Origin of the sequence: Nibrella viscosa (assembly GCF_039541875.1) — a bacterium.
In the GTDB taxonomy this organism is placed as follows: domain Bacteria; phylum Bacteroidota; class Bacteroidia; order Cytophagales; family Spirosomataceae; genus Nibrella; species Nibrella viscosa.
The window spans coordinates 88,538-114,366 of the sequence record NZ_BAABHB010000010.1 but is presented as its reverse complement, the minus strand read 5'-3'; the positions used below and the strand labels follow the sequence as shown (position 1 = coordinate 114,366).

At 54.8% G+C, this 25,829-nt stretch carries 23 protein-coding genes; 8 read left to right on the top strand and 15 right to left on the bottom strand.

All coding sequences use genetic code 11. From position 1 onward, the window contains the following. Positions 1–10: 10 nt before the first annotated feature. Both ABD931_RS20915 and ABD931_RS20910 read right to left on the bottom strand, forming a co-directional pair. Entirely contained in the window at positions 11–1,366 is a 1,356-nt protein-coding gene (locus tag ABD931_RS20915; protein ID WP_345269888.1) for an NAD-dependent succinate-semialdehyde dehydrogenase, read from the bottom strand. A 14-nt stretch (positions 1,367–1,380) separates the two neighbouring features. Continuing rightward, positions 1,381–1,863 (bottom strand): MarR family winged helix-turn-helix transcriptional regulator, encoded by a 483-nt coding sequence (locus tag ABD931_RS20910; RefSeq protein WP_345269887.1) that lies wholly within the window; start codon positions 1,861–1,863, stop codon positions 1,381–1,383. A 231-nt stretch (positions 1,864–2,094) separates the two neighbouring features. On the opposite strand from ABD931_RS20910, the gene ABD931_RS20905 reads away from it, so the two are divergent. Further along, the gene (locus ABD931_RS20905) at positions 2,095–2,343 is read left to right on the top strand and encodes an acyl carrier protein (RefSeq protein ID WP_345269885.1); all 249 of its coding nucleotides are present in this window, start codon (positions 2,095–2,097) and stop codon (positions 2,341–2,343) included. A 32-nt stretch (positions 2,344–2,375) separates the two neighbouring features. Here ABD931_RS20905 and ABD931_RS20900 read toward each other — a convergent pair whose 3' ends face one another. From ABD931_RS20900 to nirB, 13 genes are all read right to left on the bottom strand, one after another. Further along, positions 2,376–3,092, bottom strand: coding sequence for a 2-phosphosulfolactate phosphatase (locus ABD931_RS20900; RefSeq protein WP_345269884.1), 717 nt, complete (start codon positions 3,090–3,092; stop codon positions 2,376–2,378). A gap of 40 nt (positions 3,093–3,132) precedes the next feature. Next, the gene (locus ABD931_RS20895) at positions 3,133–3,483 is read right to left on the bottom strand and encodes a four helix bundle protein (RefSeq protein WP_345269883.1); all 351 of its coding nucleotides are present in this window, start codon (positions 3,481–3,483) and stop codon (positions 3,133–3,135) included. 78 nt (positions 3,484–3,561) lie between these two features. Beyond that, entirely contained in the window at positions 3,562–4,656 is a 1,095-nt protein-coding gene (gene gcvT, locus ABD931_RS20890; RefSeq protein WP_345269882.1) for a glycine cleavage system aminomethyltransferase GcvT, read from the bottom strand. Then, a complete protein-coding gene (locus ABD931_RS20885) occupies positions 4,653–4,964 on the bottom strand; it encodes a DUF5615 family PIN-like protein (RefSeq protein ID WP_345269989.1) in 312 nt (103 codons plus the stop codon). Before ABD931_RS20885 ends, gcvT begins: the two co-directional genes overlap by 4 nt. A gap of 43 nt (positions 4,965–5,007) precedes the next feature. Next, positions 5,008–5,247 (bottom strand): DUF433 domain-containing protein, encoded by a 240-nt coding sequence (locus tag ABD931_RS20880; protein WP_345269881.1) that lies wholly within the window; start codon positions 5,245–5,247, stop codon positions 5,008–5,010. Between the two features lie 47 nt (positions 5,248–5,294). Then, the gene (locus ABD931_RS20875) at positions 5,295–5,939 is read right to left on the bottom strand and encodes a deoxyribose-phosphate aldolase (RefSeq protein WP_345269880.1); all 645 of its coding nucleotides are present in this window, start codon (positions 5,937–5,939) and stop codon (positions 5,295–5,297) included. A gap of 63 nt (positions 5,940–6,002) precedes the next feature. After that, positions 6,003–6,179, bottom strand: coding sequence for a hypothetical protein (locus ABD931_RS20870; RefSeq protein ID WP_345269879.1), 177 nt, complete (start codon positions 6,177–6,179; stop codon positions 6,003–6,005). Then, positions 6,176–7,582: a purine-cytosine permease family protein gene (locus tag ABD931_RS20865; protein WP_345269878.1), complete on the bottom strand. Its 1,407-nt coding sequence runs from the start codon at positions 7,580–7,582 to the stop codon at positions 6,176–6,178. The genes ABD931_RS20870 and ABD931_RS20865 overlap by 4 nt, the downstream gene beginning before the upstream one ends. Before the next feature lie 124 nt (positions 7,583–7,706). Continuing rightward, complete coding sequence (locus tag ABD931_RS20860; protein ID WP_345269877.1) at positions 7,707–9,308, bottom strand: sensor histidine kinase; 1,602 nt, start codon at positions 9,306–9,308, stop codon at positions 7,707–7,709. 149 nt (positions 9,309–9,457) lie between these two features. Then, complete coding sequence (locus ABD931_RS20855) at positions 9,458–10,138, bottom strand: response regulator (RefSeq protein WP_345269876.1); 681 nt, start codon at positions 10,136–10,138, stop codon at positions 9,458–9,460. Positions 10,139–10,141: 3 nt separating this feature from the next. Continuing rightward, entirely contained in the window at positions 10,142–11,605 is a 1,464-nt protein-coding gene (locus ABD931_RS20850) for an ATP-binding protein (RefSeq protein ID WP_345269875.1), read from the bottom strand. A gap of 4 nt (positions 11,606–11,609) precedes the next feature. Continuing rightward, positions 11,610–11,975 (bottom strand): nitrite reductase small subunit NirD, encoded by a 366-nt coding sequence (gene nirD, locus ABD931_RS20845; RefSeq protein ID WP_345269874.1) that lies wholly within the window; start codon positions 11,973–11,975, stop codon positions 11,610–11,612. A gap of 377 nt (positions 11,976–12,352) precedes the next feature. Continuing rightward, positions 12,353–14,902 carry a nitrite reductase large subunit NirB gene (gene nirB, locus ABD931_RS20840; RefSeq protein WP_345269873.1) on the bottom strand — a complete coding sequence of 850 codons (2,550 nt, stop codon included), beginning with the start codon at positions 14,900–14,902 and terminating at the stop codon, positions 12,353–12,355. Positions 14,903–15,182: 280 nt separating this feature from the next. On the opposite strand from nirB, the gene cobA reads away from it, so the two are divergent. The 7 genes from cobA to ABD931_RS20805 all read left to right on the top strand — a co-directional run bounded on the left by cobA (position 15,183) and on the right by ABD931_RS20805 (position 25,825). Beyond that, positions 15,183–15,941, top strand: a complete 759-nt coding sequence (gene cobA / locus ABD931_RS20835) for a uroporphyrinogen-III C-methyltransferase (RefSeq protein ID WP_345269872.1) — start codon at positions 15,183–15,185, stop codon at positions 15,939–15,941. Positions 15,942–16,308: 367 nt separating this feature from the next. Further along, entirely contained in the window at positions 16,309–17,859 is a 1,551-nt protein-coding gene (locus ABD931_RS20830) for an alginate export family protein (RefSeq protein WP_345269871.1), read from the top strand. A 91-nt stretch (positions 17,860–17,950) separates the two neighbouring features. Further along, the gene (locus ABD931_RS20825) at positions 17,951–19,150 is read left to right on the top strand and encodes a CmpA/NrtA family ABC transporter substrate-binding protein (protein ID WP_345269869.1); all 1,200 of its coding nucleotides are present in this window, start codon (positions 17,951–17,953) and stop codon (positions 19,148–19,150) included. 21 nt (positions 19,151–19,171) lie between these two features. Next, a complete protein-coding gene (gene ntrB, locus ABD931_RS20820; protein WP_345269868.1) occupies positions 19,172–19,960 on the top strand; it encodes a nitrate ABC transporter permease in 789 nt (262 codons plus the stop codon). A gap of 12 nt (positions 19,961–19,972) precedes the next feature. Beyond that, on the top strand, positions 19,973–20,845 hold the full coding sequence (locus ABD931_RS20815; protein ID WP_345269867.1) for an ABC transporter ATP-binding protein: 873 nt from the start codon (positions 19,973–19,975) through the stop codon (positions 20,843–20,845). A gap of 53 nt (positions 20,846–20,898) precedes the next feature. Beyond that, a complete protein-coding gene (locus tag ABD931_RS20810; protein WP_345269865.1) occupies positions 20,899–22,203 on the top strand; it encodes a NarK family nitrate/nitrite MFS transporter in 1,305 nt (434 codons plus the stop codon). Positions 22,204–22,216: 13 nt separating this feature from the next. Continuing rightward, positions 22,217–25,825, top strand: coding sequence for a molybdopterin-dependent oxidoreductase (locus ABD931_RS20805; RefSeq protein ID WP_345269864.1), 3,609 nt, complete (start codon positions 22,217–22,219; stop codon positions 25,823–25,825). Positions 25,826–25,829 lie beyond the last annotated feature (4 nt).

Below are 25,829 nucleotides of genomic sequence, written 5' to 3'. Positions count from 1 at the left end.
GCGGGTACTGTCACTCCATCCAAACCGTCTTTATATTCACAAACTCCTTGATGCCGGCTTCGGAGAGTTCGCGGCCGAAACCGGAGAGGTTGATGCCGCCGAAGGGCACACGCGGATCGGAGCGCATGAGGGAGTTCACAAAGACGGAACCGGCTTGGATTTGCCGGGTCAATCGGTCGGCTTTGTCGGGGTCCTGCGTCCAGAGGGCGGAACCGAGGCCGTAGTTCGACTGGTTGGCGAGCCGGATGGCGTCCTGCTCATCTTTGGCTTCAATAATGACCGCCAGCGGCCCGAAAGTTTCCTCCTCAAAGGCCGTCATACCGGGTTTTACCTTGTCGAGCAGCATGGGTTGTACATTACAGCCATTGCGTTCTCCACCATGTAGTAAACGCGCACCCTGTTGTACCGATTCGGCGCATTGGCGTTCGATCTCGTCGGCGAGGTCGGGGCGGGCAACGGGTCCCATCGTGGTCTCGTCCTGCATGGGATCGCCCTGGCGGATGTCGCGGATGTGCTGCAACACGCGGTCGGTAAATTCTTTTTTGACGGACTTCTCCACAATGAATCGCTTGGCGGCAATGCAACTCTGGCCGGCATTCTGCATCCGCGATTGCACGGCTGTTTCGGCGGCTTTGGCCAGATCGGCATCGGCCAATACCACCAGCGCATCGCTGCCGCCCAGCTCCAGCACCGACTTTTTGATCTGACTACCGGCGGTGGCGGCCACGGCGGCACCGGCTTTTTCGCTGCCGGTCAGCGTGACGGCTTTTACCCGCTTGTCTTTCAGAATTGGCTCCACGTCTTTCGACTCCACCAGCAGCGACTGAAACACGCCCTCCGGCAGGCCGCTGGCCGTAAAGACTTCCTCAATAGCCAGGGCGCAGCCGCTTACGTTGGCCGCGTGTTTCAGCAGGCCCACGTTCCCGGCAATCAGGCCCGGAATGGCGAACCGGAATACCTGCCAGAACGGAAAGTTCCAGGGCATAATGGCCAGCACCGGCCCCAGTGGCTGGTAGGCAATAAAGCTCCTGCGGGCTTCGGTCCTGATGGGCTCGTCCGCCAGAAACTGCTCCGCATGATCGATATAATAACCGCAACCGAGGGCGCATTTCTCCACTTCCGATACGGCTTCCTTCAGCGTTTTACCCATTTCGGCCGTCATCAGTTCGCCGTAGCGCTGCTTGTTGTCGGTGAGGTGGGCGGCTACTTTCCGAAAGTAGTCGATGCGCTCCCGAACCGGTAGCGCCGACCAGTCGGCAAAGGCCTTGTCGGCCTGTTTCAGCTTGCGCTCAATGGCATGGGCACTGTCGGGCCGATAGGTTTTGATTCGCTTCTGGGTGTACGGATTAATGGAGTGGAGGGGCATTACGTTGGTTTCGATTAGGTTTCCTGGTCCAGTTCATCGACCAGCAGGCTGAGCGTACCGAGCATTTGGTCGATCTGGCGCGGACCGGCGATGGCGTCGAACTTCTCCTGCAGGTTCTGCATACAACTTACGACGGCCCGGAAGAGTTCGTGGCCCCGCTCGTTGATGAGGATGCGGCTGGAGCGCGAATCTTTTTCGTTACGGACCAGGTAAATATAGCCTTCGTCTTCCAGCAGCCGCACAATTTTGCTCATGGCCTGCTTGGTAACGCCGGCCCGGCGGGCGAGTTCGGTATTAGTCGTGCCGTTCTCGTCGATGTTGGCCAGAAACACTAAGTAGCTGGATTTGAAATCGCGAAAGCCCCGCGTGTGCAGTTCAACTTCGAGGTAGCTATCCATATACCGCTTCAGTCGCCAGGTCAGCCGGCCGATGGATAATTCGCGGGCTGAGCAAAAATGAGTAAGATCAATGATTTTATTGTCGGTTTCCGGGATCATATCCCGAAAATTATCAATTTTAAGTGAGATAGAGAAAATTTTGCTTCTCACTGGCCCGGTTTTGACCATTCACTCAAAAGTGTGCAAAAGAATGTTAAATATTTCGTTTTTAATATTGATACCATACAACAAATTCGGTATATTGCTGTTAGGTTAGTAAGTGTGTCTGTTTCGCAGGCATCTCCTCTCAGGTACAATTCCCTTAGTTCAACCCATAAAGTTCAGTACACAATGAAAGAGAAGGTAGTCTCTATCTTAAAAGGCTTTGGTGTTGACGAAGCGGCCATGCACCACAGCAATGTTCATTTGACCCGCGACCTTGGGCTCGACAGCCTTGACACCGTTGATCTGATTGTGCAGTTGGAGCGGACGTTCGGCATCCGCATCCCCGACGAAGATTATAAGAAATTAAGAACCCTGGAAGGCGTGTACACCTACCTTCGCGAAGAGCAGCACATCGACGTCGCTATGGCGGCATAACAGAAGAGCCGGCTTGCAAGCCGGCTCTTCTGTTATACTTCGATACACACCAGGGTATTTCCCCTCAGTACCGGCACCACATCAAAGAGGTCATGTTGCAGGCAGTACGTAATGTCTTTGTGAATACCCAACCGCTGCAGGCGCCGGATGTGCGACGAATTAGCCAGGAAGTGCGGTAGGTTGTTCTTCCCCTGATTATACATCCGCCACGCCATAATGGCGCTGTCTTCCATCATCGAGTACTCTTCTTTCAACCGCTCGATCAAGGCACCGGCAAAGAGGGTATCTTCCAGATTTGGCCGGCCTTTCCAGCCCGCACACAACACCAGCACATCGTACGACTGCGAACGCAGATACCGGGCAACGGCTTCCAGATTCAGGAACGAACCCACCAGCACCTTCACGGCATTGCGCGACCGGGTAATGGCCAGCGTGCCGTTGGTGGTGGTCATGGCAATTTTGGCACCCCGCAGCCGCTCATCCATGTAGCTGAACGGCGAGTTGTTCAGCTCGAAGCCTTCGACCATTTTGGCGTTGCGCTCAGCGGCTCCGTAGTAGCCGCGTTCCTGCCACTGGCGGCATTCTTCAATGGTGGCCACGGGTATGATACAGTCAACCCCGTGGGCGAAAGCGGTAACCATGCACGAGGTAGCCCGGAACACATCCGCCACAACCACAATCGAGTTCTCGAGGGTATCCTTATGCAGGTGGAGTAAGTCGGGCGTCAGACAAACGTCAATATTCTTCATTAATGTCAGTCGATAGTCATTAGTCGATAGTCGTTAGGGGCTATCGCTTAATTGAGTTAATAAGTGCGTTCAGTATTTTGCCAATTTCGTTGCAAAGTGCCAGTCCGTCGGTGAAGTCGTTGTTACCAATAAATTTCAGTCGTTTTGCCAGATACAGCATTGATTTTACCTCTGCGTCCGAGCCTTTGGAGATATGTAGAAAGCGGGCAAAATCAGTGTCAGTGTTACGCTCAAAGCCTTCTGCTATGTTATTTGATACCGAAACAGAGGCACGGAAAATCTGGTCTTTAAAGCCATATTCACGAGAACCATAGAACTTCTCGTAAATAAGTGAAGCTAAATCCTGTGCTTTCTGCCAGGCTATTAAATCCTCAAAGCGAACAACTTTCATCGTGTTATCAGTTAGTGGTGGTTGTTAGCTTTAGACGCACTAACGGTACTTACGACACTAACGACTACTGACTATTGACTAACGACTTACAAACGGCAACTTCACTACCTGCCCCTTCAGCAGCCGGTCACGGACTTTGATGTTTATTTCGGTTCCTGGCTTGCTATATTCGGTGGGGACATACCCCATGCCGATGCCTTTGCTGAGGGTGGGCGACTGCGTGCCGGAGGTTACTTCGCCAATGGCCTCACCCTCGGCGTTGCAGATTTCATAGTGGCTGCGGGGGATACCCCGGTCCAGGAGTTCAAAAGCAACCAGCTTGCGTTTAACGCCCTGCTCTTTCTGCTGCTTAAAAATGTCGGCGCTGATGAAGTCTTTGGTAAACTTGGTAACCCAGCCCAGACCCGCTTCCATGGGTGAGGTGGTGTCGGTTATGTCGTTGCCGTAGAGGCAGTAGCCCATTTCGAGCCGGAGGGTATCGCGGGCACCCAGACCGATGGGTTTGATGCCGTATGGCGCACCGGCCTCCATAATGGCGGTCCATACCCCTTCTGCCTGCTCGTTGGCGACGTAGATTTCAAAGCCACCGGCACCTGTATACCCCGTTGCCGAAACGATAGCATTGGCCGCGCCGGCGAAGTTGGTCTTCTCGAAGGTATAATACGACATCGAGTCCAGCTTGGCGTTGGTGAGGGGTTGCAGCGCCTGCGCGGCCAGCGGTCCCTGTACGGCAAACAGACACATGTCGTCGGAGATGTTGATCAGCTCTACGTCTTCATCGTCCCGCTTGTGCTGGTTGATCCAGTTCCAGTCTTTTTCAATGTTGGAGGCATTGACCACCAGCATAAACTCTACCGGGCTGATCTGGTAAATCAGCAGGTCATCCACAATACCTCCCTGCTCATTAGGCAGGTAGCTGTACTGCACTTTGCCGTCGAAGAGCAGAGCTGCGTCATTGGCCGACACGCGCTGGATGAGTTTACAGGCATCAGTGCCTTTGACGATGAACTCGCCCATATGGGACACGTCGAAAATGCCGACGGCGTTGCGGACGGTCTGGTGTTCGTCGATATCGGAGGTATAGCGAACCGGCATCTCGTAGCCGGCAAAGGGCATGATCTTCGCACCCAGTTGCTGATGAATGTGATGAAGCGGGAGTCTTTTTAAAGTCATTGATTGTATTTTATAATACGGATTTTTTGCGCGGTGATTACTGTAAAGGCATTTTCAAGTTCGCCAGCATATCGCTTAAGGGCTTGTAAAATAATCTCTCCTTTTTCGGATGAAGACAGTCCGGGGAGCCGAAACAGAATTATTCCACAATTTGGTTGCCGTACCCTAAAACTTAAGGCACCAAAATCTTTGTCGCTGGTCAACAGAATAGCCTGGGTGGCAGATGCCTGAGTCAATACGTTTTCGTCGGGAATACCTCTGTAATTTTCCATTACAGCGATTACATCATAATTGCTCTGGCGCAACAGGCGGACAATTGTATGTCAACGTTTTCGTCGGCCAGAATTCTCATTAAGCTGCTGTTTCATGAATGATTTCCTGACTAAGCAAGTGTGCTGCATATTGCAGACAGGCTAAGACATCCTCGCGAGTAAGATGTGGATAAGCTTCCAGTAGTTGCTCGATGGTTTCACCGTATGACAGACGGTCAACAACCAATTCAACTGTTATGCGGGTGTTTTTCACAACCGGTTTGCCCAGCATAATTTTAGGGTCAATCGCAATATGATCCTGCCAGCGAATCGTATTCATAGCCTTTTGAATTAATTTCCACAAAAATAGATAAAACCAGCGGTTTTTTACGATTGAATCGGATGGCCCAGCGCCAGCCGCTCAACGCCGGCGGCTACCAACTGCTCCATCTCAGGAACCGTAGCGCCATCGGCTACAATTTTCACACCAACGGACGAGGGGGCCAGCCGGCGGAAGTGGAGCGCCCGATCCAGCGAAAAATCGCCCGGTACGGCTCCGGTGGCGTTTTTGAGGAAGTCGGCGCCGGAGTCGGTCGCCAGCTTCACCATCTGCTTCAATTGATCGTTGTCCAGCAAGGCCGACTCCAGCACGACGGTAAAGAAGGCTTCCTGCGCGTGAATGAGCGCGACCAGTTTGGCAAACTCAATTTTGACCCAGGTCGATGCGGGGGAGAACAGGGCAGAGGTATTCAGCACCACTTCAATGTCACGAGCACCGTCTTTCAGTGCCCACTCCACTTCGGTCTGTTTCGCTTCGGTGCGCTGGTAGCCGTAGGGGTAGCCGACTACGGTGGCCAGCGAAGCCGGGTGTTCGGCCCCCATTTCGCGCCGGAACTTCTTCACCCAGAACGGAGAGACCGTCAGCCCCGCCAGGCCAAGCTGCGTTACTTCGTCGAAGGCTTCGTATTGCTCATTGAGGGTTATGCCGGGGTGCAGTACCGTGCGTTCGATGTAGGAGAAGAGGTGGTTCAAAGAGACGGCCGTATATAGTTCTGTTTTAGCAGAAAACAGTTATTCAGGGGATAAGTTGAAGAACTAATCCACTTTTTTCTTCAAAATCCAGAACGGAGCCGTAACGAACCACAGCAGCATACCGATCAGCATCAGCAGCTTATGATTGTCGAGAGAAAGCACACCGTAAAAGACCAGAAAAGCGGGCATTACCGTCAGCAGCAGACCAATATAGGAGAGGGGTTTCAGGATTGTTTTCATGCGACAACTTCGGGGGTTTGGGCTTTCTGGAACACTTTACTCAGGCCAACGTACAGAATGGCACCAATCACCCAGCCGGGGGCGGCCATGAAGAAAAAGAAATCGGCGTTGGTCATCAGGTACAGACCGTAGCTGATCAGCACGGCGATGAGCCAGGCACCGGCGGCTACCCAATTAAAGGCGATACCGGTTTTCTCTGCGTAATTGGTAAGTAGACCGAACCGGGGGAGTACGTAAACATCCATGATAATAATAGCACCCACCGGAGCCGCTACCAGCGCGTAGAACGCCAGCATCTGATCAAGCTTGGAGGCTACTCCGGGGAAGCAGGCCATGAAGGTCGCCATAATACCCACCCAGAATGTAATCTTCCAGCGTTTCAGGTGGGGCGCTATGCCTTTCATGGCCAGACCCGCCCGGTACAGGGTTGGGTTAGCGGTGGTCCAGCCGGCAATGACCACGCAGGCGGCACCCGCCAGACCGGCACTGGCGTAGGCGATCCCTCCCGGCGAAGGGTTGTTGTTGCCCTGCTGAATGGCCAGGGCGCACAGCACCCCCGACGCCAGCCACGCCATGCCGTGGCCAATGAACATCCCTACCGCCGAGGCAATGCCGTAGGTTGGCTTTTTAGCATAGCGGTAAATAGACATATCGGCCAGGCCGATGTGCATGGCAATGTTGCAGAGCCAGGCAAAGAACATCACGTGCCAGACGGTATAGTGCGTTTGCCCCGGCTGCGGAACACCCGTCCAGATCTTGTCATTGGCTACGGTCCAGAAATTCCCCCATGATGTTACGCCCAACTGCGGCAGCACCGCCACGCCGGCGGCCAGAAACACCAGCGGCATCCAGGGTGCACAGACTGCCGAAAAAGCCGCTACCCGGTCGTAGCCGTAGATGGTCACGACAGTAATCACCGCACCGATAAACAGCACCGCAAAAATCCAGGCAAAGCTGGTGGGGTACAGGTCGGTGAGGCCGGGCATGGGGAGCCGGAAGGCCAGCCCGATGGCCGTGGCCGAGACGGCAATCATACTGGCCGCCAATACCGTGTATTGAAGACCATTGATGGCGTTGTAGATGCTGACCAGCCGGTATCCGCAGATCTTTTCAAGTTGGTAGTAAATGGTCAGGCGGGTTTTTACGGCCACGGGGGCGCACACCAGTGTCCAGCTCAGCGTTGCCAGAATATTACCCAGCAGCAGCCCGATCATGATGGCGGAGGCCGACACCCCATGCAGCACAAACAGCGGGCCGATGACAAACTCGGTACCGGCAATGTGCTCGCCGGCCATCATGCTCACAAAGCTGCGGAAGTCTTTGGTTTTGGTTTCCGGCACCGGTTCGCGCTCGTACTCGTCAATCGAATCAAGCTCCTCGGTCAGCGTCTGTTGGTCTTTCATATACAGGCGTAGGTCTTGGGGTACAGGGGTGTAAGCTGCTTTATATAGTAAAAGCAGGAACGGGCTGATTTCTCCGCATCAGCGGGGAAAATACAGAAACGTATACGAGTAAATGTGGCTGAATTTACGCCGGGAGATAAACTCGAAAGGTAGTACCGACCCCCGGTTCGGTATCCACACCGATGGCACCGTGATGATTCTCAACCACCCGGCGGCAGATAGCTAGTCCGACCCCCGTGCCGTCGTACTGACCGCGCCCGTGCAACTGCTGAAAAACCTGGAAGACGCGCTCTTTGTACTGCGCCGGGAAGCCGATACCGTTGTCCTGAACCGAGATTTCCCACCAGACAGGAGTGTTGGCCGGGAGCGCTACCAGCGGAAAGGCTAAATCGGTGGGATAGACGCCATGTGGTAACGGCCGGCTGCTTACCCGGATGTGAGGGACTACACCCGGCCGCCGGAATTTAAGAGCATTAACCAACAGGTTCTGCCAGAGCTGGTCTAATTGTATGGTGTCGCCAGGCAGTTGCGGTAAGGAACCGATCTCCAGCCGGGCACCGGTTTTCTGAATCAGGCCATCCAAATGGTTCAGAATGTCCTGGATCAGCACGCTTAAGTCGACCGGCTGAAAGGGTGTCTGGGTATTCGTGGTCTGGGAATAGGTGAGCAGGTCCTGCACCAGGTGGTTGATGCGCCCGGTTGAGGCCCTGAGCCGGCGCAACAGGTCATGCCCCTGCTCGTTGAGAGACTGGCTATGCTGACTGTCCAGTAAATCGGTCAGGGTGGTAATTTTCCGCAGGGGCTCCTTCAGGTCGTGGGAACTGATGTAGGCAAACTGCTGCAGGTACTCATTGGATCGCTTCAGTTCGTTGTTCACCTGCTGCAGGTGCTGGGTCCTATCTTGCACGAGTTGTTCCAGCTTCTGCGATTCGGCTTTCTGGTCGTGGATATCGGTGCAGGTACCGAACCATTTCAGAATGGTTCCTTGCTCATCACGCAGCGGCATGGCGCGGGCCAGAAACCAGCGGTATTCACCATCGTACCGGCGCATGCGGTATTCAATCTGGTAGAGAACACCGGTATCCAGTGAATGTTTCCAAACCTGCCAGGTGCGTTCGTAATCATCGGGGTGCAGCACCAGCGACCAGCCCTTGTCTTTGGTTTCTTCGTAGGTAAGGCCGGTGAAGTCGTACCAGCGTTTGTTGTAGAAATCGTGGTAGCCGTCGGCCTGGGTAGCCCAGACCATCTGAGGCATGAAGTCTGTAACGAAGGTAAATTCTTTGAGCAGGTCCAGCAGTTCGCTGTTTTTCTGGCTGGCCAGTTCTTCGGCTTCCTTCTGGGCAGTGGTGTCTACGGCCGTACCGATGAAGCGTACCGGCTGCCGCTGCTCATCAACAAATACTTTGCCCGTAACCTTCAGCCAACGGATTTCACCCACAGCATTTTTACAAAGTCGGAAAATGGCGTTGTATTCGGCTTCTTTCCGGGTGTTTAGGGCTGTCTCCGTCAGCGCAGCTACCTCGCTCCGGTCTTCGGGGTGAACGCTCCGGAGGTATTGCTCTACGGTAATAGGCGTGCCGAATGGAATATCAAAAATCTTGTAACACGTTCTGGACCAGATGCCTTCCCGCGTGATAGGGTCAAAATCCCAGGTGCCGATGTTGCCGGCCTCCAGCGCAATCTCCAGTCGTTGACGATCTTCATTCAGCACCCCCTGCGCAAACATGAACTTTCCTGCATAGTTTTAGAAAAGACGAATTTGGTAAAATCAACGGAGAAACAGAAACCGTTTGATAACGTATAAGCCAGAGAGGGTTAATTGGTTGATGGGTTCATTAGTTTGCTGATCCCTACTAACGAACCCATCAACCTCAACTACCCTCTGCTGTCCTTCAGTGCCAGCCGGACCAGCTCCAGGGTATTTTTAACGCCCGCTTTGCGGATGATGCTGGCCCGCTGGTTGGCTACGGTATTGGGGCTGATGTCGAAGCGTTTGGCAATTTCGGGGCTGCTCAGGCCTTCAATGAGGCAGTTGAGAATCTGGGCTTCGCGGGAGGTGATTTTGTGCCAGACCGAACCCGGCTGTACTGTGCTGGTGTGGGGAGCAGCCGCTTTGGCCTGAACGGCGGCTTTTGGGATAACCAGTTGCTTGATGATAATGGAGGAGGCAGTAGGTGGGTAGTATAACTCACCGGTCACGACGGTCCGCACCGCCCGCAGGATCTCCTCTTCGGTGGTATCTTTCAGCAGGTAGCCGGCGGCTCCGTTCTGGACGGCGTTCAGTACATAGTCCGGATTATGGTGCATGCTGAAAATCAGGATGCGAACGCGGGGATACTGTTTGGCTACAACCTTGGTTACCTCAATACCCGACAGGCGGGGCATGGTAATATCCAGCAACAAAACATCCGGTTTCAGCGTCGGAATCAGCTCAATGGCTTCATCGCCATCGGTGGCTTCGCCAACGATCTGAATATCAGTTTCGTCCTCCAGCAAAGTCCGAATACCTTTTCTAACCACCGAGTGGTCGTCCACGATAAGCAGTCGTATCGGCATAATTCAGTAAAGCTGATTGTCAGATAAAGCAAGTACCACCGAAACCTGCGTACCTTTTTTGGGCTTCGATGTAATCGTAAAATCTCCGTTCATCAGTTGGGTCCGGGTGCGCATGTTCTCCAGGCCGTTTACGTTGGTAAGCGGCTTGCCGTTGCGGCTCTTCCGAATGGTAAACCCCCTGCCATCATCTTCTACCGCTAAGCGGATACGTTGCGACTCCTGCTCCAGGTGTATCCGGATCGTCTGAGCCCCGGCATACTTGACCGCGTTGTGCAGGGCTTCCTGCGCAATGCGGTACAGACCAATTTCAACCACCGGGCTGAGCCGTTTTCCTCTGCCCGCTTTGGTAAACACAACAGCCGTTCCGGCTAGCTGCGCCGTCTGGTCGGCCAGCAGTTGCAGAGCCGCATCCAGCCCGAAATCACTCAGTACCGACGGCATCAGGTTGTGCGATACCTGCCGGGTAGCCTGAATGGTGTCCTGAATCAGGTTGCAGAGTTCGTCGAACCGCGCCTGCTGTTTCTCGTCCGAGAACGGAAATTTCCTGATCTTGCCCGCATGCAGTTTCAGGCCGGTGAGCATCTGGCCGATGCCGTCGTGCAGTTCGCGGGCAAAGCGCTTGCGCTCCTCTTCCTGCCCTTCCAGCAGGGCCGCCGACCGCACCATGTCTTCGGCGCGTTGCAGCTGATGCTTTTCTTTGGTCAGCCGCAAAACCCCGGCCTGGGTTTCGATCAACTGCTGATTCGCTACGGCCAGGCTGCGGTTGGTGATTTCCAGTTGCTCATTAGCCAGCCGGAGGGCTTCTTCCGACGCGGCCAGCCGGCGGATCACCTGCTTCGTGTGGCTGACTACCGGCCGGAAAATAAACAAGCCCTCAATAAATACCGTCAGCAGCGTGGCTATGCCCAGTATCCACTCAACCTGCTCCAGGTACTTTACCCGCGTAAAACTCTCGGCGTCGAACTGAAAAACAATATCGTTCATTTGCCGCAGAAACGAGGGTTCGTCGCGAAGAATGACCGCCAAAGCCGCCCGCTGCTGTTCCAGACCGCCGGCCGGGTTGCTGATCCGGACAAAACCCGTGTACATGGACTGAAACGCCGGGTCGATCTGCGCAAACATGCTGTCGAGCCGGCTGCTCTTCCGTACGGCATACGGTTTTTCCATCAGCAGGGTGCCGTTACGCAACTGCACATGGGTATTACGCCAGGTCGTCAGCAGCGAGTCGAACAGGGGTATGTCCGCCGACCGAATTGCTTCAATCTTCAGGACCGCCAGTTTGGTCAGGCGCTGGCTCAGCATCCGCTGTCGGCCGGCAACGTTAACTACCCGGCCATCGTCGTAATGAGTATTGATGGTATGCTTGATGAACAGGAGCCCGCTGAGGGTCATTAGCGCGATGATCGTGAGGGCGATCACGTAAAAGCGCGTTAATCGGCGGGCTACCTGCTGGTCGAGCTGCTGCATATCGTTATCCTTCCAGGCCAATATACACCAGCCCCACGCGTACTTCTACCGGATAGGTGTTGATCTGGTATCCTTCGTCGCTCAGGCAGCGGCCGTCGGTTAACGAAAACGTTTTTTTGTGAAACGGACAGGCCACTTTGGGCTCGTCGCCCTGGCTGCCGATCATGCCCCGCGCCAGGGCCATCTGCTGCCGGTGCGGGCATTCGTTGTCGGTGGCGTACCACTCGCCCCGGCGGGCAAAGTTGAAAAGGGCAATCTGCCGGCCTTCAATCAGGACGCAGGCACCGCCGTTGGCCGGAACATCGTCTACGTGACAAGCCAAATGCCAGGTCAGTTCTTTATCGGTACTTTTTATGGCTACAGCTTCCATAGTATTATTGGTTCAATGTTTAGCGGTTAATTGTAATAAGTGATGAGGCTGTGGTTTGCATCGTGCTCCTAATTGATGTTAAGAGATGAAACGAGCCTTTTGGCATACCAAGCCTGAAAGGCTTGAATCTGGGTAACCCCGGCACCATGCCGGGGCAAGTCGCTGCCCGCCTGGTCCCGCCAACCCTGAAAGGGTTGAACCGAGTTATTCAACCCTTTCAGGGTTGCTCATGAGCGAGAGCTAGGGTTTACCCCGACTTGCTGTCGGGGTTATCTAGATTCAAGCCTTTCAGGCTTGCAGCGACAGTCACCCCTTCAGTAAACGCTCGCTTAAATCTGAAGCGCGACGGCGGACCGTTCCCAAATTCCTAATATGTCTTACTTCCACTCTTTGGCCCGTTTCTGGGAACGAAGCGATTCAAACTGCACCGTAGGGTCTCTGACTTCGGGAGCATTGACAAAGTGCGTGAAGCGCCGGCGGAGTTCGGGGTTTTCGACCACCTCTTTCCACTCACACTGGTAAGCATTTACCAACTGCTGCATTTCGCGTTCCAGTTCGGCGGCAATGCCCAGCACATCATCCACAATGACTGCTTTCAGGTAGGAGATACCGCCTTCCATTTTGTTGAGCCAGGTGGCCGTGCGGGTCAGCGGATCGGCGGTTTTGATGTAGAACATCAGGAACCGGTCGATTAACCGGATGCAGGTTTCTTTGTCGACATCGCCGGCAAGCAGCAGGGCGTGCTGCGGTTTGGCCCCACCGTTGCCGCAGACGTACAGGTTCCAGCCTTTTTCAGTAGCGATGATGCCGAAATCCTTGCTCTGCGCTTCGGCGCACTCGCGCACGCAGCCCGATACTGCCGACTTCAGCTTATGCGGAGCCCGGATACCTTTGTACCGCTCCTCGACCTCGACGGCAAACGATACCGAATCCTGCACCCCAAAGCGGCACCAGGTCGAACCCACGCAGCTTTTCACCGTCCGTAGTGCTTTACCGTAGGCGTGACCGCTCTCAAAACCGGCGGCAATCAGCTCTTCCCAGATCCTGGGCAGGTCGTTCAGGTGCGCGCCGAACAGGTCGATGCGCTGCCCGCCGGTGATTTTGGTGTAGAGGTTGTATTTCCTGGCAACTTGCCCGATCACGATCAGCTTTTCGGGTGTGATTTCACCACCCGGTATCCGTGGTACGACGGAGTACGTGCCGCCCTTCTGGATATTGGCCAGGAAGCGGTCGTTGGAGTCCTGAATGGTTGCCCGGTCTTTTTCCAGCACGTTTTCGTTCCAGAGGCTGGCCAGTATCGATGCCACTGCCGGCTTGCAGATTTCGCAGCCGTCGCCGGTACCAAAGTGGTCGAGTACGGTGCCGTAGGTTTTCAGTCCGTTTATCTTGACCAGGTCGAGCAGTTCCTGGCGGGAGTAGTCGAAATGTTCGCACAGGACGTTGCGCACGTATTGACCCTGCTGTTTCAGCACGCCCTGAATCAGGTCTTTCACCAGGGGCGTACAGCCCCCGCAGCCGGTACAGGCTTTGGTGCTTTTCTTTACCTGGTCCACGGTTGTGTGCTTATTGTCGGTAATATCGGCGCAGAGCATAGCCTTGGTAATGGCTTCGCAGGAGCAGATCAGGGCATCGTCGGGCAGGCTCATAACACCCCCAACGGATGTTGCGGTACCGGTATCGTCACCTCCTCTTGAGCCGAGAATCAACTCTTCGGGATCGGGCGGCAGCGCCATTTTGTTCTTACAGGTCTGTAGCAGCATATTGTACTGATCGGCATCACCGACCAGAATGCCGCCCAGCAGTTCCTTACCATCGGGCGTCACATTAATCCGCTTGTAAACGCCCTTCGCTTTATTTTCGTAGACGATGGTGCGGCACGCCGACTCGTCGGCAAAGGGATTCCCGAAACTGGCGACGTCGACGCCGATGAGCTTCAGTTTGGTCGACATGTCAAAGGGCCGGAACTCCTTTTCGTCGCCCGTCAGCCGGGAGGCTACCACCTCGGCCATTTCGTAGCCTGGAGCCACCAGTCCGTAAATCATCTGGTGGGCCAGCGCGCACTCGCCGATGGCAAAAATGGTTGGGTCGGAGGTTTGCAGGAAATTATTGACTACAATACCCCCACGCGGGTGCGTTTCCAGACCGGCACGTTTAGCGACTTCATCACGCGGACGAATACCCGCCGAAATAATCAGCATATCGACCTCCAGGACGGAGCCGTCGGCAAACTGCAAGCCTGTAATGGTATCGTCGCCTATGATCTGCTGCGTACTTTTAGCGAGGTGAATATGCAGACCCAGCGATTCGAGTTTCTGCTGTAGGATACCGGAACCGGCATCGTCGATCTGCCGGGGCATCAGCCGCGGAGCAAACTCCACCACGTGCGTTTCCTGAAAGCCCAGGTCGAGCAGGGCTTTGGCCGCTTCCAGACCCAGCAGACCACCGCCCAGCACTGCCCCTTTGCGTACCACTCCTGGCCGGGCGTGAGATGCATGCGATTGAATAAGTTCCAGGTCTTCGATGGTCCGGTATACAAACACCCCTTCTTTCTCGACACCCGGAATGGTGGGCACAAACGCGCCCGATCCGGTGGCCAGTACCAGATAGTCGTACGGGACTACCAGGCCGTGGTGGGAGCGAACCTCCTTCCGGTCCCGGTCAATGGCTACTACCGGATCGGAGAGGTAGAGCTGTATGCCGTTGTCGGCGTACCAGCTTTCGGGTGCCATCTCCAGGTCATCAGCCGATTTGCCCGCAAAAAATTCGCTTAAATGGACGCGGTCGTAGGCGGCCCGTGGCTCTTCGCCAAAGACCGTCAGTGTAAATTGGTGGCCATTTTTTTCTTTGGCTACTAATTTCTCGCAGAACTTGTAGCCTACCATGCCGTTGCCGATAACCACTACACGCTTGTTTGTGTCTGCTTTCATAGTCAATTGTAACTATTAAATTAGAAAAACCCTGTTCTTTAATGGTACTTTTTTAAGATAATACCCCCGTATAACTTAAAAAGATGCAGCTCAAATTTAAAAGCTGTTTTTTTATAATCCTAAAGAAAAATTTGCTTTTAACTAAAATTTTAAACCTAATTTTTGGTGAAACACTTGTTTTTCCAAATTATGCCTATAAATTTGAGGCAACAAACGACATAGTTGAAAATAACTATGTGTAGTACAAAAGCAATATTCAACTATATAATAGAGAAAAGCGATGCAGCCAAAGCTAACACTGGTGGGGGCCGGTCCCGGCGACGGCGAGTTGATCACCCTGAAAGGAATAAAGGCGCTTCGGCAGGCCGATGTGGTGCTGTATGATGAGCTGGCAAACGCCACGCTGCTGGACTACGCACCCGCCCAGGCCCTTAAAGTCTACGTAGGAAAGAAAGCCGGTGAAGCCTCGTTTACGCAGCACGAGATCAACCGGATGATTGTTCGTTTTGCCACTAAGCACGGTCACGTGGTGCGGCTCAAAGGGGGCGATTCGTTCGTGTTTGGGCGCGGCTACGAAGAAAGCGAATACGCCCGGCAGCACGATATTCCCTGCGAATGGATACCCGGCGTGTCGAGCTGCATTGCCGTACCGGCTTCGCAGCATATTCCGGTAACGTGCCGGGGTGTCAGCGAAAGCTTCTGGGTGATTACGGGCACCACGCGCCACGGCGAACTGTCAGACGATTTGCAACTGGCGGCTCAGTCGCAGGCGACGGTAGTGGTGCTGATGGGCATGAAAAAACTGGAAGAAATATGTGCGATGTACAACCACTACGGTCGGGGACACCTGCCGATGGCGGTGATACAAAACGGCACCCGCGCCGATGAGCGGTGTGTGGTGGGGCAGGTCTGGGAAATGCCGAAACTGGTGACCGGGCAGGGCGTGGGGGCGCCCGCCGTAATCATCATCGGCGAGGTAGTGGCTTTACATCCGGCATATTTGTCGGAGTATGTGCGCAGTCTGCCGGTAGCCTGCTGAGAAGAAAAAAGCCGGTCTGGTGTGGGGGCACCTTCTGACCGGCTATTCAGGGTTTGTCTATGTTTAACACAAACGATTACAAAGAAAATGAAAAAAGTCTGCTAAAGCAAGTCTGCTTTCTCTCTTCGTCGGGTGATTAGTGGCCGTCGTCACCCCGCTCTCCGCTCATAAAGTCCTTCACCGCAAGGCTTTTGCGCTTCGTCTACCCGCTCACACTGTCCGGGGGCTCAGACATTAGACATTAGATTTTAGACTCTGGACGTCTGTACCATAGTCGTTTAATTCTAACGTCTAACGTCCAATATCCAGCGTCTACTAATCAAGTCTTTATCCATCCTTCACTTGTCTTAAAACAGAACGTACGACCATGAACATAGTCTTTACGCGATTGGCCCTCGCCGGCGCAACGCTGCTCGCTTTAACGGGCCATCTTCGGGCCCAGATGTCGCTTACCGGCCAACTCCGTACCCGCACCGAACTGCGGCATGGCCTTGGCAACCTGGCTCCGAAAGAAAGCCCCGCAGCCGCTTTTACCTCGCAGCGTACCCGCCTGAACTTCGGCTATAAATGGGACCGCGTCAACTTCGGCGTAACCGTCCAGGATGTGCGCGTCTGGGGGCAGGATGCCTCTACCATCAGCAATGCCGACGGTAACCGCCTGATGGTGCACGAAGCGTGGGCCGAACTGACGCTCGCCAACAGCGCCGATACTACTATTAAATTCCGGCCTGTTCAGAACCTCGCCCTTAAGATTGGCCGCCAGGAACTTGTATACGATGATGTCCGGCTGCTGGGTAACCTCGACTGGCTCCAGCAGGCCCGCCGATTCGATGCCGCCTTGCTGAAAGCGCAGCATATGGGCTGGGCGCTCGACCTGGGCGTTGGCTTCAATCAGAATACCGATGCCTTCGGGACGGTAGGCACCTATTATACGCCCGCCAATGTGCCTGCTTCGGCCTTATCCAACAAGAACGTAACGCTGGCCATTCCGGTTGGCTTTCTGCCCACCAGCGGTAAAGGTGGCGCACCGGTTGTTACAAATGCAGTTAGTACCAACGGCCAGAATCAGCAGTTCAAGGCGTTTCAGATGGCGTATCTGACGCGGAAGTTTAACCAGACCAAGTTCTCGGCGCTGGTCTTCAAAGATGACTTTCAGCGGTATCGTATAGACAGTATCGGTAGCGCCACTGCTGGCTACGTATATGGCCGGCGTTATGATGTGGCCGGTATCAACTCCCGCGTCACGTACGGTGCCATGCTTACCGGGCAGTTTGGTAATGCCTCGTCCGGACTGGGTAAAGTACAGTGGCAGGCATTTGGTTACTGGCAGGCCGGCAGCGACCGTGATGGCCTGACGATAAAGAAAGCGCATTACTACGGCGCCAATGTTATGGTTCAGAAAGGACTACTGAGCGTTGGACCCGGTTACGAGATCCTGTCCGGCAACAATGCGGCTACCATCCAGGCCGGTGAAACCAGTCGCTTTGACCCGCTGTACGGAACTCCCCACAAGCACTGGGGCTACATGGATTATTTCTACGTCGGTACAGGAGCCCCGGCCGGTGGCTTAAAAGATGCGTTCCTCAAGTTTAAATACGCAGGTTCGCGGCTGACGACCACGTTTGATATTCACTACTTCGCCCTGGCGGCTACCATGTTCAACAAGATGCCGGATGCCCCCGCCGGCGCTAAACTGGATGCAAAACTGGGTGTAGAGTATGACTTTGTGGCGACCTACAACCTCAACAAGTTCACGGCCCTGGAGTTTGGCTATGCCCTCATGAACGGTACCAATACGCTGGAATATACCAAGCAGGGCACCATGAATCAGAAAGATAAAATAGGTTCGTGGGCCTACCTCATGATCAACATTCGTCCCGACTTTCTGTACACCAAACCCGTAGCGATTAAGAATTAAGAATTTAGAGTTAAGAGTTAAGAATCAAGAATGCAGGATGAGGAAAAGTCTAGGGCATTATGCAGTCGCTTTGTCTAAACAAGAACAACCAATGAAAAAAACATACATCTTTTTATCAACGCTGGTGCTGGTCACCACCGCAATCTTAACAACGGCGCTGAAGCCGGTGTCGGAGCCGATAAAACTCGGCTTTATTCCCCTGACGGACTGTGCGCCCCTGGTGGCGGCCAAAGAGTTGGGCTTATTTGAGAAATACGGGGTAAACGTTCAACTGAGCAAAGAGGCTTCGTGGGCCAATGTGCGCGACAAGATCCTGAACGGCGAACTGGACGGAGCCCACTGCCTGTTTTCGATGCCGCTGTCGGTCTACACCGGCGTAGGCGGTAAGGCGGGTTCGGAGATGAAGATTGCCATGGTGCTGAACAACAACGGTCAGGCTATTTCTCTCTCCAAAGACTTCTGTGGTCAGGTTGGGTTTAAGGACCTGAAGAAAGTAAACGGGGCCGTAAACGAGCTGAAGAAGAAAAAGGAAGTGACGTTTGCCATGACCTTCCCCGGCGGTACGCACGACATCTGGCTGCGCAACTGGCTGGCGGCTGCGGGCGTGAACCCCAAATCGGTCGGTATCATTACCATCCCTCCTCCGCAGATGGTGGCCAACATGAAGGTTGATAATATGGAAGGCTTCTGTGTAGGTGAACCCTGGAATGGGGTGGCTGTAGCCCAGAACGTTGGCTTTACCCACATTGCTACGCAGGACATCTGGAAAAACCACCCGGAGAAAGCGCTGGTGGTGAACAAAGACTTCTCGGCCTCGCGCAAAGAAGATCTGAAAAAGGTAATGAAGGCGGTCATCGAAGCCAGCCGCTGGCTCGACAACATGGGCAACCGGAAGAAAGCGGCCGCCTGGCTCTCGAAGCCCTACTACGTAAATGCGCCGGTAGCGGTCCTGGAAGCGCGTCTGGCGGGCTCCTACGACCTGGGTTGCGACCTGGGTGAGCAGAAGTATAAGGGTGACAACATGATGTTCTACAACAACGGTATAGTCAGCACGCCACAGAAAGGTCACGCCATCTGGTTTCTGGCGCAGTATGTCCGGTTCGGCTACCTGAAATCGGCTCCGGACTACAAAAGCATTGCCGAAAAACTGATTCTGGATGATGTATTCGCCGAAGTGGCTAAGGAAATGAACGTTCCCATCCAGCCCGATATGAAGCCTTTCAAAACAGCCTTCGATGTAGAATTCGATCCCAACAGCCCGACTGGCTACCTGGCCCTGACCAAGCGATAAACGGCTAACCGAAAACAACCCATGAAAAAGATATTTTCTGTATCAGGTGCCTTGTCCATCGCCTACTTTATCGGTAGTATCCTGCTGCTGCTGGGCCTGTGGTCGCTGGTATCAGCCTTTACCGGTCAGGAGATTCCGGGGCCGGCTGCTACCTGGACGGTTTTTTACGAGATGCTGCAGGACCCGTTTTATGACTACGGTCCCAACGATAAAGGCATCGGTATTCAGTTGTGGAGTTCGATCAAGCGGGTATTCAGCGGCTTTTTCATCGGTAGTCTGGTAGCTATTCCGCTGGGATTGCTGATGGGGGCCTCTAAAACCGGGATGCGGTTGCTGAATCCGCTGGTGCAGGTGCTGCGTCCGGTCTCTCCACTGGCCTGGTTCCCCCTCGGTCTGCTGGCTTTCAAAGCTTCCGAAGGGGCAACCGTGTTTATTATCGCCATTACGTCGCTGTGGCCGACGCTCATCAATACGGCCTTTGGCGTATCCAGCATTCCGCAGGATTTCAGGAATGTAGGCAAAGCGTTCGGCTTCTCAACGTGGAAGTATCTGACCAAAATTCTGATTCCCTACGCGCTGCCGCACATCATTACGGGGCTGCGACTGTCGATTGGGATTGCCTGGATGGTGATTGTGGCCGGCGAAATGCTGTCGGGCGGCATCGGTATCGGATTCTTCGTGTGGGATAGCTGGAACGGCCTCAGCCTGGAAAAAATCCTGTCGGCTATCCTGATTATTGGCATCGTGGGATTACTGCTCGACAAACTGTTCAACGCCCTGCAACGCTTTGTGGCATACGAAGGAAAATAACCTCTGACAATTATGACTCCGGATAAACTCGTAGATATTCTCAATACGCCGATTCCCGGCAAGACCAGACGTCCGGTCAGCATTGACGTAAAGGACGTGACCATTTCTTTCAAAGCCAGCGGCAAAGGGGTATTCACCGCCGTGAAAGACATCAACCTGTCAATTGGCAAGGGAGAGATTGTGTGCATCATCGGTCATTCCGGCTGCGGCAAGTCTACCCTGATGAACGCCATCAGCGGCATGGTGAAGCCGTCGCAGGGTGAGGTCATCGTCGACGGCAACCGGGTAACCGGTCCCGGCCCCGACCGGGGCATTGTATTCCAGAACTACTCGCTGCTGCCGTGGCTGACGGTGTACAAAAATGTGTATGAAGCCGTAGACGCTGTCATGCCCGGCAAATCGGCGAAGGAGAAAGCCGAACTGGTGGCGGAAAATCTGAAGATGGTAAATCTCTACCAGCACAAAGACAAACTGCCCGGTCAACTGTCGGGTGGGATGAAACAGCGGACGGCTATTGCCCGCGCCTTTGCCATAAACCCTTCGGTGCTGTTGCTGGATGAGCCGTTTGGAGCCCTCGACGCCCTGACCAAAGCCAGTATGCACATTGAACTGCTCAAGCTCTGGAACCTCGACCATCGGAGCAAGACCATCGTCATGGTAACCCACGACATCGAGGAGGCCATCTTCCTGTCGGACCGGGTAGTGGTGATGAGCGACGGCCCGGCGGCTACCATCAGGGAAATTGTTGACATCAATCTGCCACGGCCGCGTAACAAGAAAGACATCGTACACCTGCCCGAATACATGGACGTACACGACCGCCTGCTGAACCTGCTCATCAAGAATTTCTCAATCGAAGACGAGGGCGTCGAGTACCAGCCCTGAGACGTTGAGGCAGTTGCCAAAGGTTTAAGTTCTCCATTTTCAATTACCCAACTATGAAGTCGACATCGCAAAAACCGTTAGAAAAACTGACAATTTTCAGTGCCAAAGGCGTACAGATGCAAACGTTTCACCTTACGTGGTTGGCCTTTTTCTTCTGTTTCTTTGGCTGGTTCGGGCTGGCCCCGCTGATGAAAGTCATTAAGGATGACCTGGGCCTGACCAAGGAGCAAATCGGGAACGCGATGATTGCCTCCGTGGCCGCCACGGTGGTCGCCCGCGTCCTGATTGGTCGGCTGTGCGATACGTGGGGGCCGCGCAAAACGTATTCGGCGCTACTGGCCGTTTGCTCGCTGCCGATTATGCTGGTCGGACTGGCCGAGTCGTACGAGGCTTTTCTGCTGTTCCGGCTGGCAATTGGCGTCATTGGGGCTTCGTTCGTGATTACCCAGTACCATACGTCGGTGATGTTCGACAAGAAGATTGTCGGCACCGCCAATGCCGTGGCCGGTGGCTGGGGGAACCTGGGTGGTGGCGTAACCAATATGGTGATGCCGCTCATCTTTGCCGGCTTCATCGGAATGGGTTTTCTACCGACATCGGCCTGGCGGCTGGCCATGATTGTGCCGGGTGTCATTCTGCTGATTCTGTCTGTCGTCTACTATTTCAATACGAAAGATACCCCGGCCGGCAACTTCGATGAGCTGGAAGGCGATGCGGTAGCCAGTTCACCCAAAGCGAAAGGCACTCTGGCGATAGCCGCTAAAGACCCGCGTACATGGGCACTGTTCCTGGCGTACGGGGCCTGCTTCGGCATCGAGGTAACCTTCGACAATGTTGCCGCGCTGTACTTCGCCGAAAATTACGGGGCCAGCCTGACCACGGCCGGTATCCTGGCGGGCACCTTCGGCTTTATGAACCTGTTTGCCCGTGCCATGGGCGGGATTGTGGCGGATAAGGTAGGCAACGCTTTCGGCCTGAAAGGTAAGGGCCGGTTGCTGGCCCTGCTGCTGGCGCTGGAGGGTGTCGGTATCGCCCTGTTTGCGCAGTCGGGTAGCCTGGTTCTGGCGGTCGTGCTCATGCTCGGTTTTGCCATGTTCCTGAAAATGGCCAACGGCGCTACCTACGCCATTGTGCCCTTCATCAACCGTAAAGCCATCGGCTCAGTGAGCGGGATTGTGGGGGCGGGTGGTAATGTGGGTGCCGTGCTGGCCGGATTCCTGTTCAAGTCCAGCTCCATCAGCTATTCGCAGGCCTTTCTGTATATCGGTCTGGCGGTAGGTGCCGTGGCTGCGGTAGTAGCCCTGATGAGTTTTGAGAAGGTAGAAGCAGTGAAGGAAGCGGAAGTAGTCGTAGCTTAAAAATCACAAGTATATGGGTGCGCACGTAAATCAACATCAAACTACCTGCTGTTACTGTGGCGTTGGCTGTGGCGTGGTGGTGAAACAGGAGCCAAACGGGCGACTGACCGTTGAGGGCGATAAGCAGCATCCCTCGAGCCGGGGTATGCTTTGCTCGAAAGGCATGAACCTGCATTACACGGTGATGGACCAGTCGGACCGGTTGCTGTATCCGCAGATGCGGCTCAATCGGGCGATGCCCATGCAGCGGGTAAGCTGGGATACGGCTTTAGAGCGGACGGCCGCCGTTTTCCGGACCTTTATCCAGAAATATGGTCCCGATTCGGTTGCGTTTTACGTATCGGGGCAGTGCCTGACAGAAGAGTATTACCTGGTCAATAAGCTGATAAAAGGCTTTATCGGCTCCAATAACATCGATACCAACTCCCGGCTCTGCATGAGTTCGGCGGTGGTGGGGTACAAACTGTCGCTGGGCGAAGACTCGGTGCCGGTTTGTTACGACGATATCGAAGAAGCGGATGTGTTTCTGGTGCAGGGGGCCAATCCGGCCTGGTGCCACCCGATTATCTGGCGACGCATTGAGGCCCATAAAGCCGCAAATCCGAATGTCAAAATTATTTGTGTCGACCCCCGTAAGACCGATACCGCCCGCTCGTCGGATTTGCACCTGCCCGTCAAGCCCGGCACCGACATTGTGCTGAACAACGCCATCGGCCGGGTCTTGATTGAAAAGGGGTACATTGACGAGGAGTTTATCATCAACCATACCGACGGATTTACGCAATTCCGGGAACTGGTGATGCAGCGTACCGTCGAGGAAGCGGCCGAGCTTTGCGGCATCCCGGCTGAGGATATCCGGTTGGCCGCCAAGTGGATTGGCCGGTCGAAAGGGTTTCTGTCGTTGTGGACGATGGGCCTGAACCAGTCGGTGATTGGGGTGAACAAAAACCTGTCGCTGATTAACCTGCACCTGATTACCGGTCGCATCGGCAAGCCCGGCAACGGACCGTTTTCGCTGACCGGCCAGCCGAACGCCATGGGTGGCCGCGAGGTAGGTGGTCTGGCCAACGTACTGCCGGCCCACCGTGATGTGACCAACGCCAGACACCGCGCTGAGGTGGAAGCCTTCTGGAACAGCCCGGTGAAGATTGCCGACAAACCCGGTCTGACGGCCACCGAAATGTTCGATGCACTGAACGACGGGCGGCTGAAGGCCATCTGGATTATCAACACCAATCCACTGGTGAGCCTGCCGGATGTTAATGCAGCGGAGGCAGCTTTGAAAAAAGCCCGGTTTGTGGTGGTGCAGGACGTTTCGAACCGGGCCGATACAGTTGCCTTTGCCGATGTGGTGCTGCCCGCAGCCGCCTGGCTCGAAAAAGAAGGCACCATGACCAATGCCGAGCGCCGGATTACCCACCTGCCCAAGGTACTGGACACACCCGGCGAGGCTCTGCCCGATGCCGAAATCATCTGGCGTTTTGCGCAGAAAATGGGCTTCGGCAAGTCGTTCAACTACACCTGTGCTTCGGAAGTCTATCAGGAATACACCCAAATCACCGCCGGCACCAATGTAGATGTGACGGGCGTGAGCTACGACCTGCTGCGGGAGGTGAGGAGCGTGCAGTGGCCGCTTGTTGCAGGGGGTAAAGAGAAATGGGAGGACCGTGGGATTCCGCCCCTCCCCTTATTTCAAGGGCGGTCCGCCGATCCGGAAGGGCCGGGGGTGGGGTCCCTTGGCACAAAGCGCCTTTTTACCGACCATCACTTCTACACTCCCAATGGCCGTGCCCAAATTCACGCGGTACCCGACGGCAACCACTCCGAGCCGACCGATGACGATTTTCCGCTGGTGCTCACAACGGGCCGTATCCGCGACCAGTGGCATACCATGACCAAAACGGGTCGGGTGGCCAAACTGAACCAGCACATTCCGCAGCCGTTCCTGCAAATTCATCCCGACGATGCCCGCGCCCGTGGTATTCGCGACGGTCAGTTGGTGGAAGTCAGAGGTCGTCGCGGGGAGGTGCGCGTGAAAGCGCAGCTAACCGATGATGTGCGGCCGGGGCTTTGTTTTCTGCCAATGCACTGGGGCAAGATTCTGGGCCGAAACCTCGGCCGGGCCAATAACCTGACCAACGCCCTGTATGACCCCCGCTCGAAGGAGCCTGATTTTAAATTCTCAGCCGTTCAGGTAGTACCGTACAAAAAGCCGGTCGAAAAAATCATTGTTATCGGTGCCGGTTCGGCGGGGCTGGGCTTCATCAACGCGTATAGAGCCTTGAATGACGAAGACGAAATTCACGTCTTCTCCAAAGAAATTTACCCGTTCTACAACCGCGTACTGCTGCCCGACTACATCAGCGGGGCGCAGTCGTGGGAACAACTCGTCAAACTGCGCGAAGATCAGTTCGACGAAACAAAAATCATTGTTCACAAAGGCGTGGGGATTGCGCACATCGACCGGGAGCATAAGGTCGTAACCGATACCAATGGCGTAGAGCATAGCTACGACAAGCTACTGCTTGGCACCGGTAGCAGTGCCTTTATGCCGAAAGGCGTACCCCGGATACCCGGCATTTTCAACATGCGGTCGCGGCTGGATGCCGATTCGGTGCTGCCTTATCTTAACCAGGACAATCCTCATGCGGTGATTGTCGGTGGTGGTCTGCTGGGACTGGAACTGGCGGCTTCGCTGCGGCAGATGAACGTACGGGTGACCGTTATCCAGCGGATCAGCCGCTTTATGGAACGGCAGCTTGACCCGCTGGCCGGGGAGTTACTGTATCAGGACCTGATTGAGCGGGGTATTGAGGTATATTTCAACGAAGAGGTGCAGACATTCCGGGGTACCGACCGGGTCGAAGGCATCCAGTTGAAATCAGGCCGGAAGATCGACTGTCAGGTAGTGGTTATTGCCATCGGCACCGTACCGAATATCGAACTGGCTCGTCAGGCCGGACTGGAATGTAACCGGGGTGTGGTGGTCAATGATTACCTGCAAACGACTGATCCCGACATTTTCGCGGCCGGGGAAATTGCCCAGTGGCGCGGGCAGATGTGGGGCATTACGCTGGCGGCCGAACAACAGGCGGAAGTGGTAGCCCGGTTTATCACCGGTGATATTTCGCAGCCGTACCAGGGTAGCGTTTCCATGAACATCCTGAAAATGGAAGGCCTGCACCTGTGCAGCATCGGCCTGCCCGAAGCCCCGCCCAACGACCCCGACTACGAAGAGATTGTGTTCATCGACCGGGCCAAGCGCTACTACAAGAAGTGCATTGTCCACCGCGATAAGCTGGTCGGGACGATACTGGTGGGCGATAAAAATGAGTTTCAGGAGTTCCGCGACCTGATCGCCAGTGGCGTCGAGTTGTCCGAAAAACGGCTGCAACTGCTCCGGTCGAGCAAGAAGGTAGACCCTGTCGAAGGCAAGCTGGTCTGCTCCTGCAACAACGTCGGCCAGGGCAACCTCGAACGCGCCATCCAGAGCGGCTGCACCGATTTCCAGCAGCTCTGCCAGAAAACAGGCGCCGGCACCGGCTGCGGCTCCTGCCGCCCGGAGGTGAGGAGTATACTGGAGAAAATGAACGAGGCTGTATTAATGGTGAATAATGAGTAATAGT

Excerpts from the sequence above, each read along its gene's own strand:
- ABD931_RS20915 (WP_345269888.1), bottom strand. The coding sequence starts at position 1,366 with ATGCCCCTCCACTCCATTAATCCGTACACCCAGAAGCGAATCAAAACC.
- ABD931_RS20910 (WP_345269887.1), bottom strand. The coding sequence starts at position 1,863 with ATGATCCCGGAAACCGACAATAAAATCATTGATCTTACTCATTTTTGC.
- ABD931_RS20905 (WP_345269885.1), top strand. The coding sequence starts at position 2,095 with ATGAAAGAGAAGGTAGTCTCTATCTTAAAAGGCTTTGGTGTTGACGAA.
- ABD931_RS20900 (WP_345269884.1), bottom strand. The coding sequence starts at position 3,092 with ATGAAGAATATTGACGTTTGTCTGACGCCCGACTTACTCCACCTGCAT.
- ABD931_RS20895 (WP_345269883.1), bottom strand. The coding sequence starts at position 3,483 with ATGAAAGTTGTTCGCTTTGAGGATTTAATAGCCTGGCAGAAAGCACAG.
- gcvT (WP_345269882.1), bottom strand. The coding sequence starts at position 4,656 with ATGACTTTAAAAAGACTCCCGCTTCATCACATTCATCAGCAACTGGGT.
- ABD931_RS20880 (WP_345269881.1), bottom strand. The coding sequence starts at position 5,247 with ATGAATACGATTCGCTGGCAGGATCATATTGCGATTGACCCTAAAATT.
- ABD931_RS20870 (WP_345269879.1), bottom strand. The coding sequence starts at position 6,179 with ATGAAAACAATCCTGAAACCCCTCTCCTATATTGGTCTGCTGCTGACG.
- ABD931_RS20865 (WP_345269878.1), bottom strand. The coding sequence starts at position 7,582 with ATGAAAGACCAACAGACGCTGACCGAGGAGCTTGATTCGATTGACGAG.
- ABD931_RS20860 (WP_345269877.1), bottom strand. The coding sequence starts at position 9,308 with ATGTTTGCGCAGGGGGTGCTGAATGAAGATCGTCAACGACTGGAGATT.
- ABD931_RS20855 (WP_345269876.1), bottom strand. The coding sequence starts at position 10,138 with ATGCCGATACGACTGCTTATCGTGGACGACCACTCGGTGGTTAGAAAA.
- ABD931_RS20850 (WP_345269875.1), bottom strand. The coding sequence starts at position 11,605 with ATGCAGCAGCTCGACCAGCAGGTAGCCCGCCGATTAACGCGCTTTTAC.
- nirD (WP_345269874.1), bottom strand. The coding sequence starts at position 11,975 with ATGGAAGCTGTAGCCATAAAAAGTACCGATAAAGAACTGACCTGGCAT.
- nirB (WP_345269873.1), bottom strand. The coding sequence starts at position 14,902 with ATGAAAGCAGACACAAACAAGCGTGTAGTGGTTATCGGCAACGGCATG.
- cobA (WP_345269872.1), top strand. The coding sequence starts at position 15,183 with ATGCAGCCAAAGCTAACACTGGTGGGGGCCGGTCCCGGCGACGGCGAG.
- ABD931_RS20830 (WP_345269871.1), top strand. The coding sequence starts at position 16,309 with ATGAACATAGTCTTTACGCGATTGGCCCTCGCCGGCGCAACGCTGCTC.
- ABD931_RS20825 (WP_345269869.1), top strand. The coding sequence starts at position 17,951 with ATGAAAAAAACATACATCTTTTTATCAACGCTGGTGCTGGTCACCACC.
- ntrB (WP_345269868.1), top strand. The coding sequence starts at position 19,172 with ATGAAAAAGATATTTTCTGTATCAGGTGCCTTGTCCATCGCCTACTTT.
- ABD931_RS20815 (WP_345269867.1), top strand. The coding sequence starts at position 19,973 with ATGACTCCGGATAAACTCGTAGATATTCTCAATACGCCGATTCCCGGC.
- ABD931_RS20810 (WP_345269865.1), top strand. The coding sequence starts at position 20,899 with ATGAAGTCGACATCGCAAAAACCGTTAGAAAAACTGACAATTTTCAGT.
- ABD931_RS20805 (WP_345269864.1), top strand. The coding sequence starts at position 22,217 with ATGGGTGCGCACGTAAATCAACATCAAACTACCTGCTGTTACTGTGGC.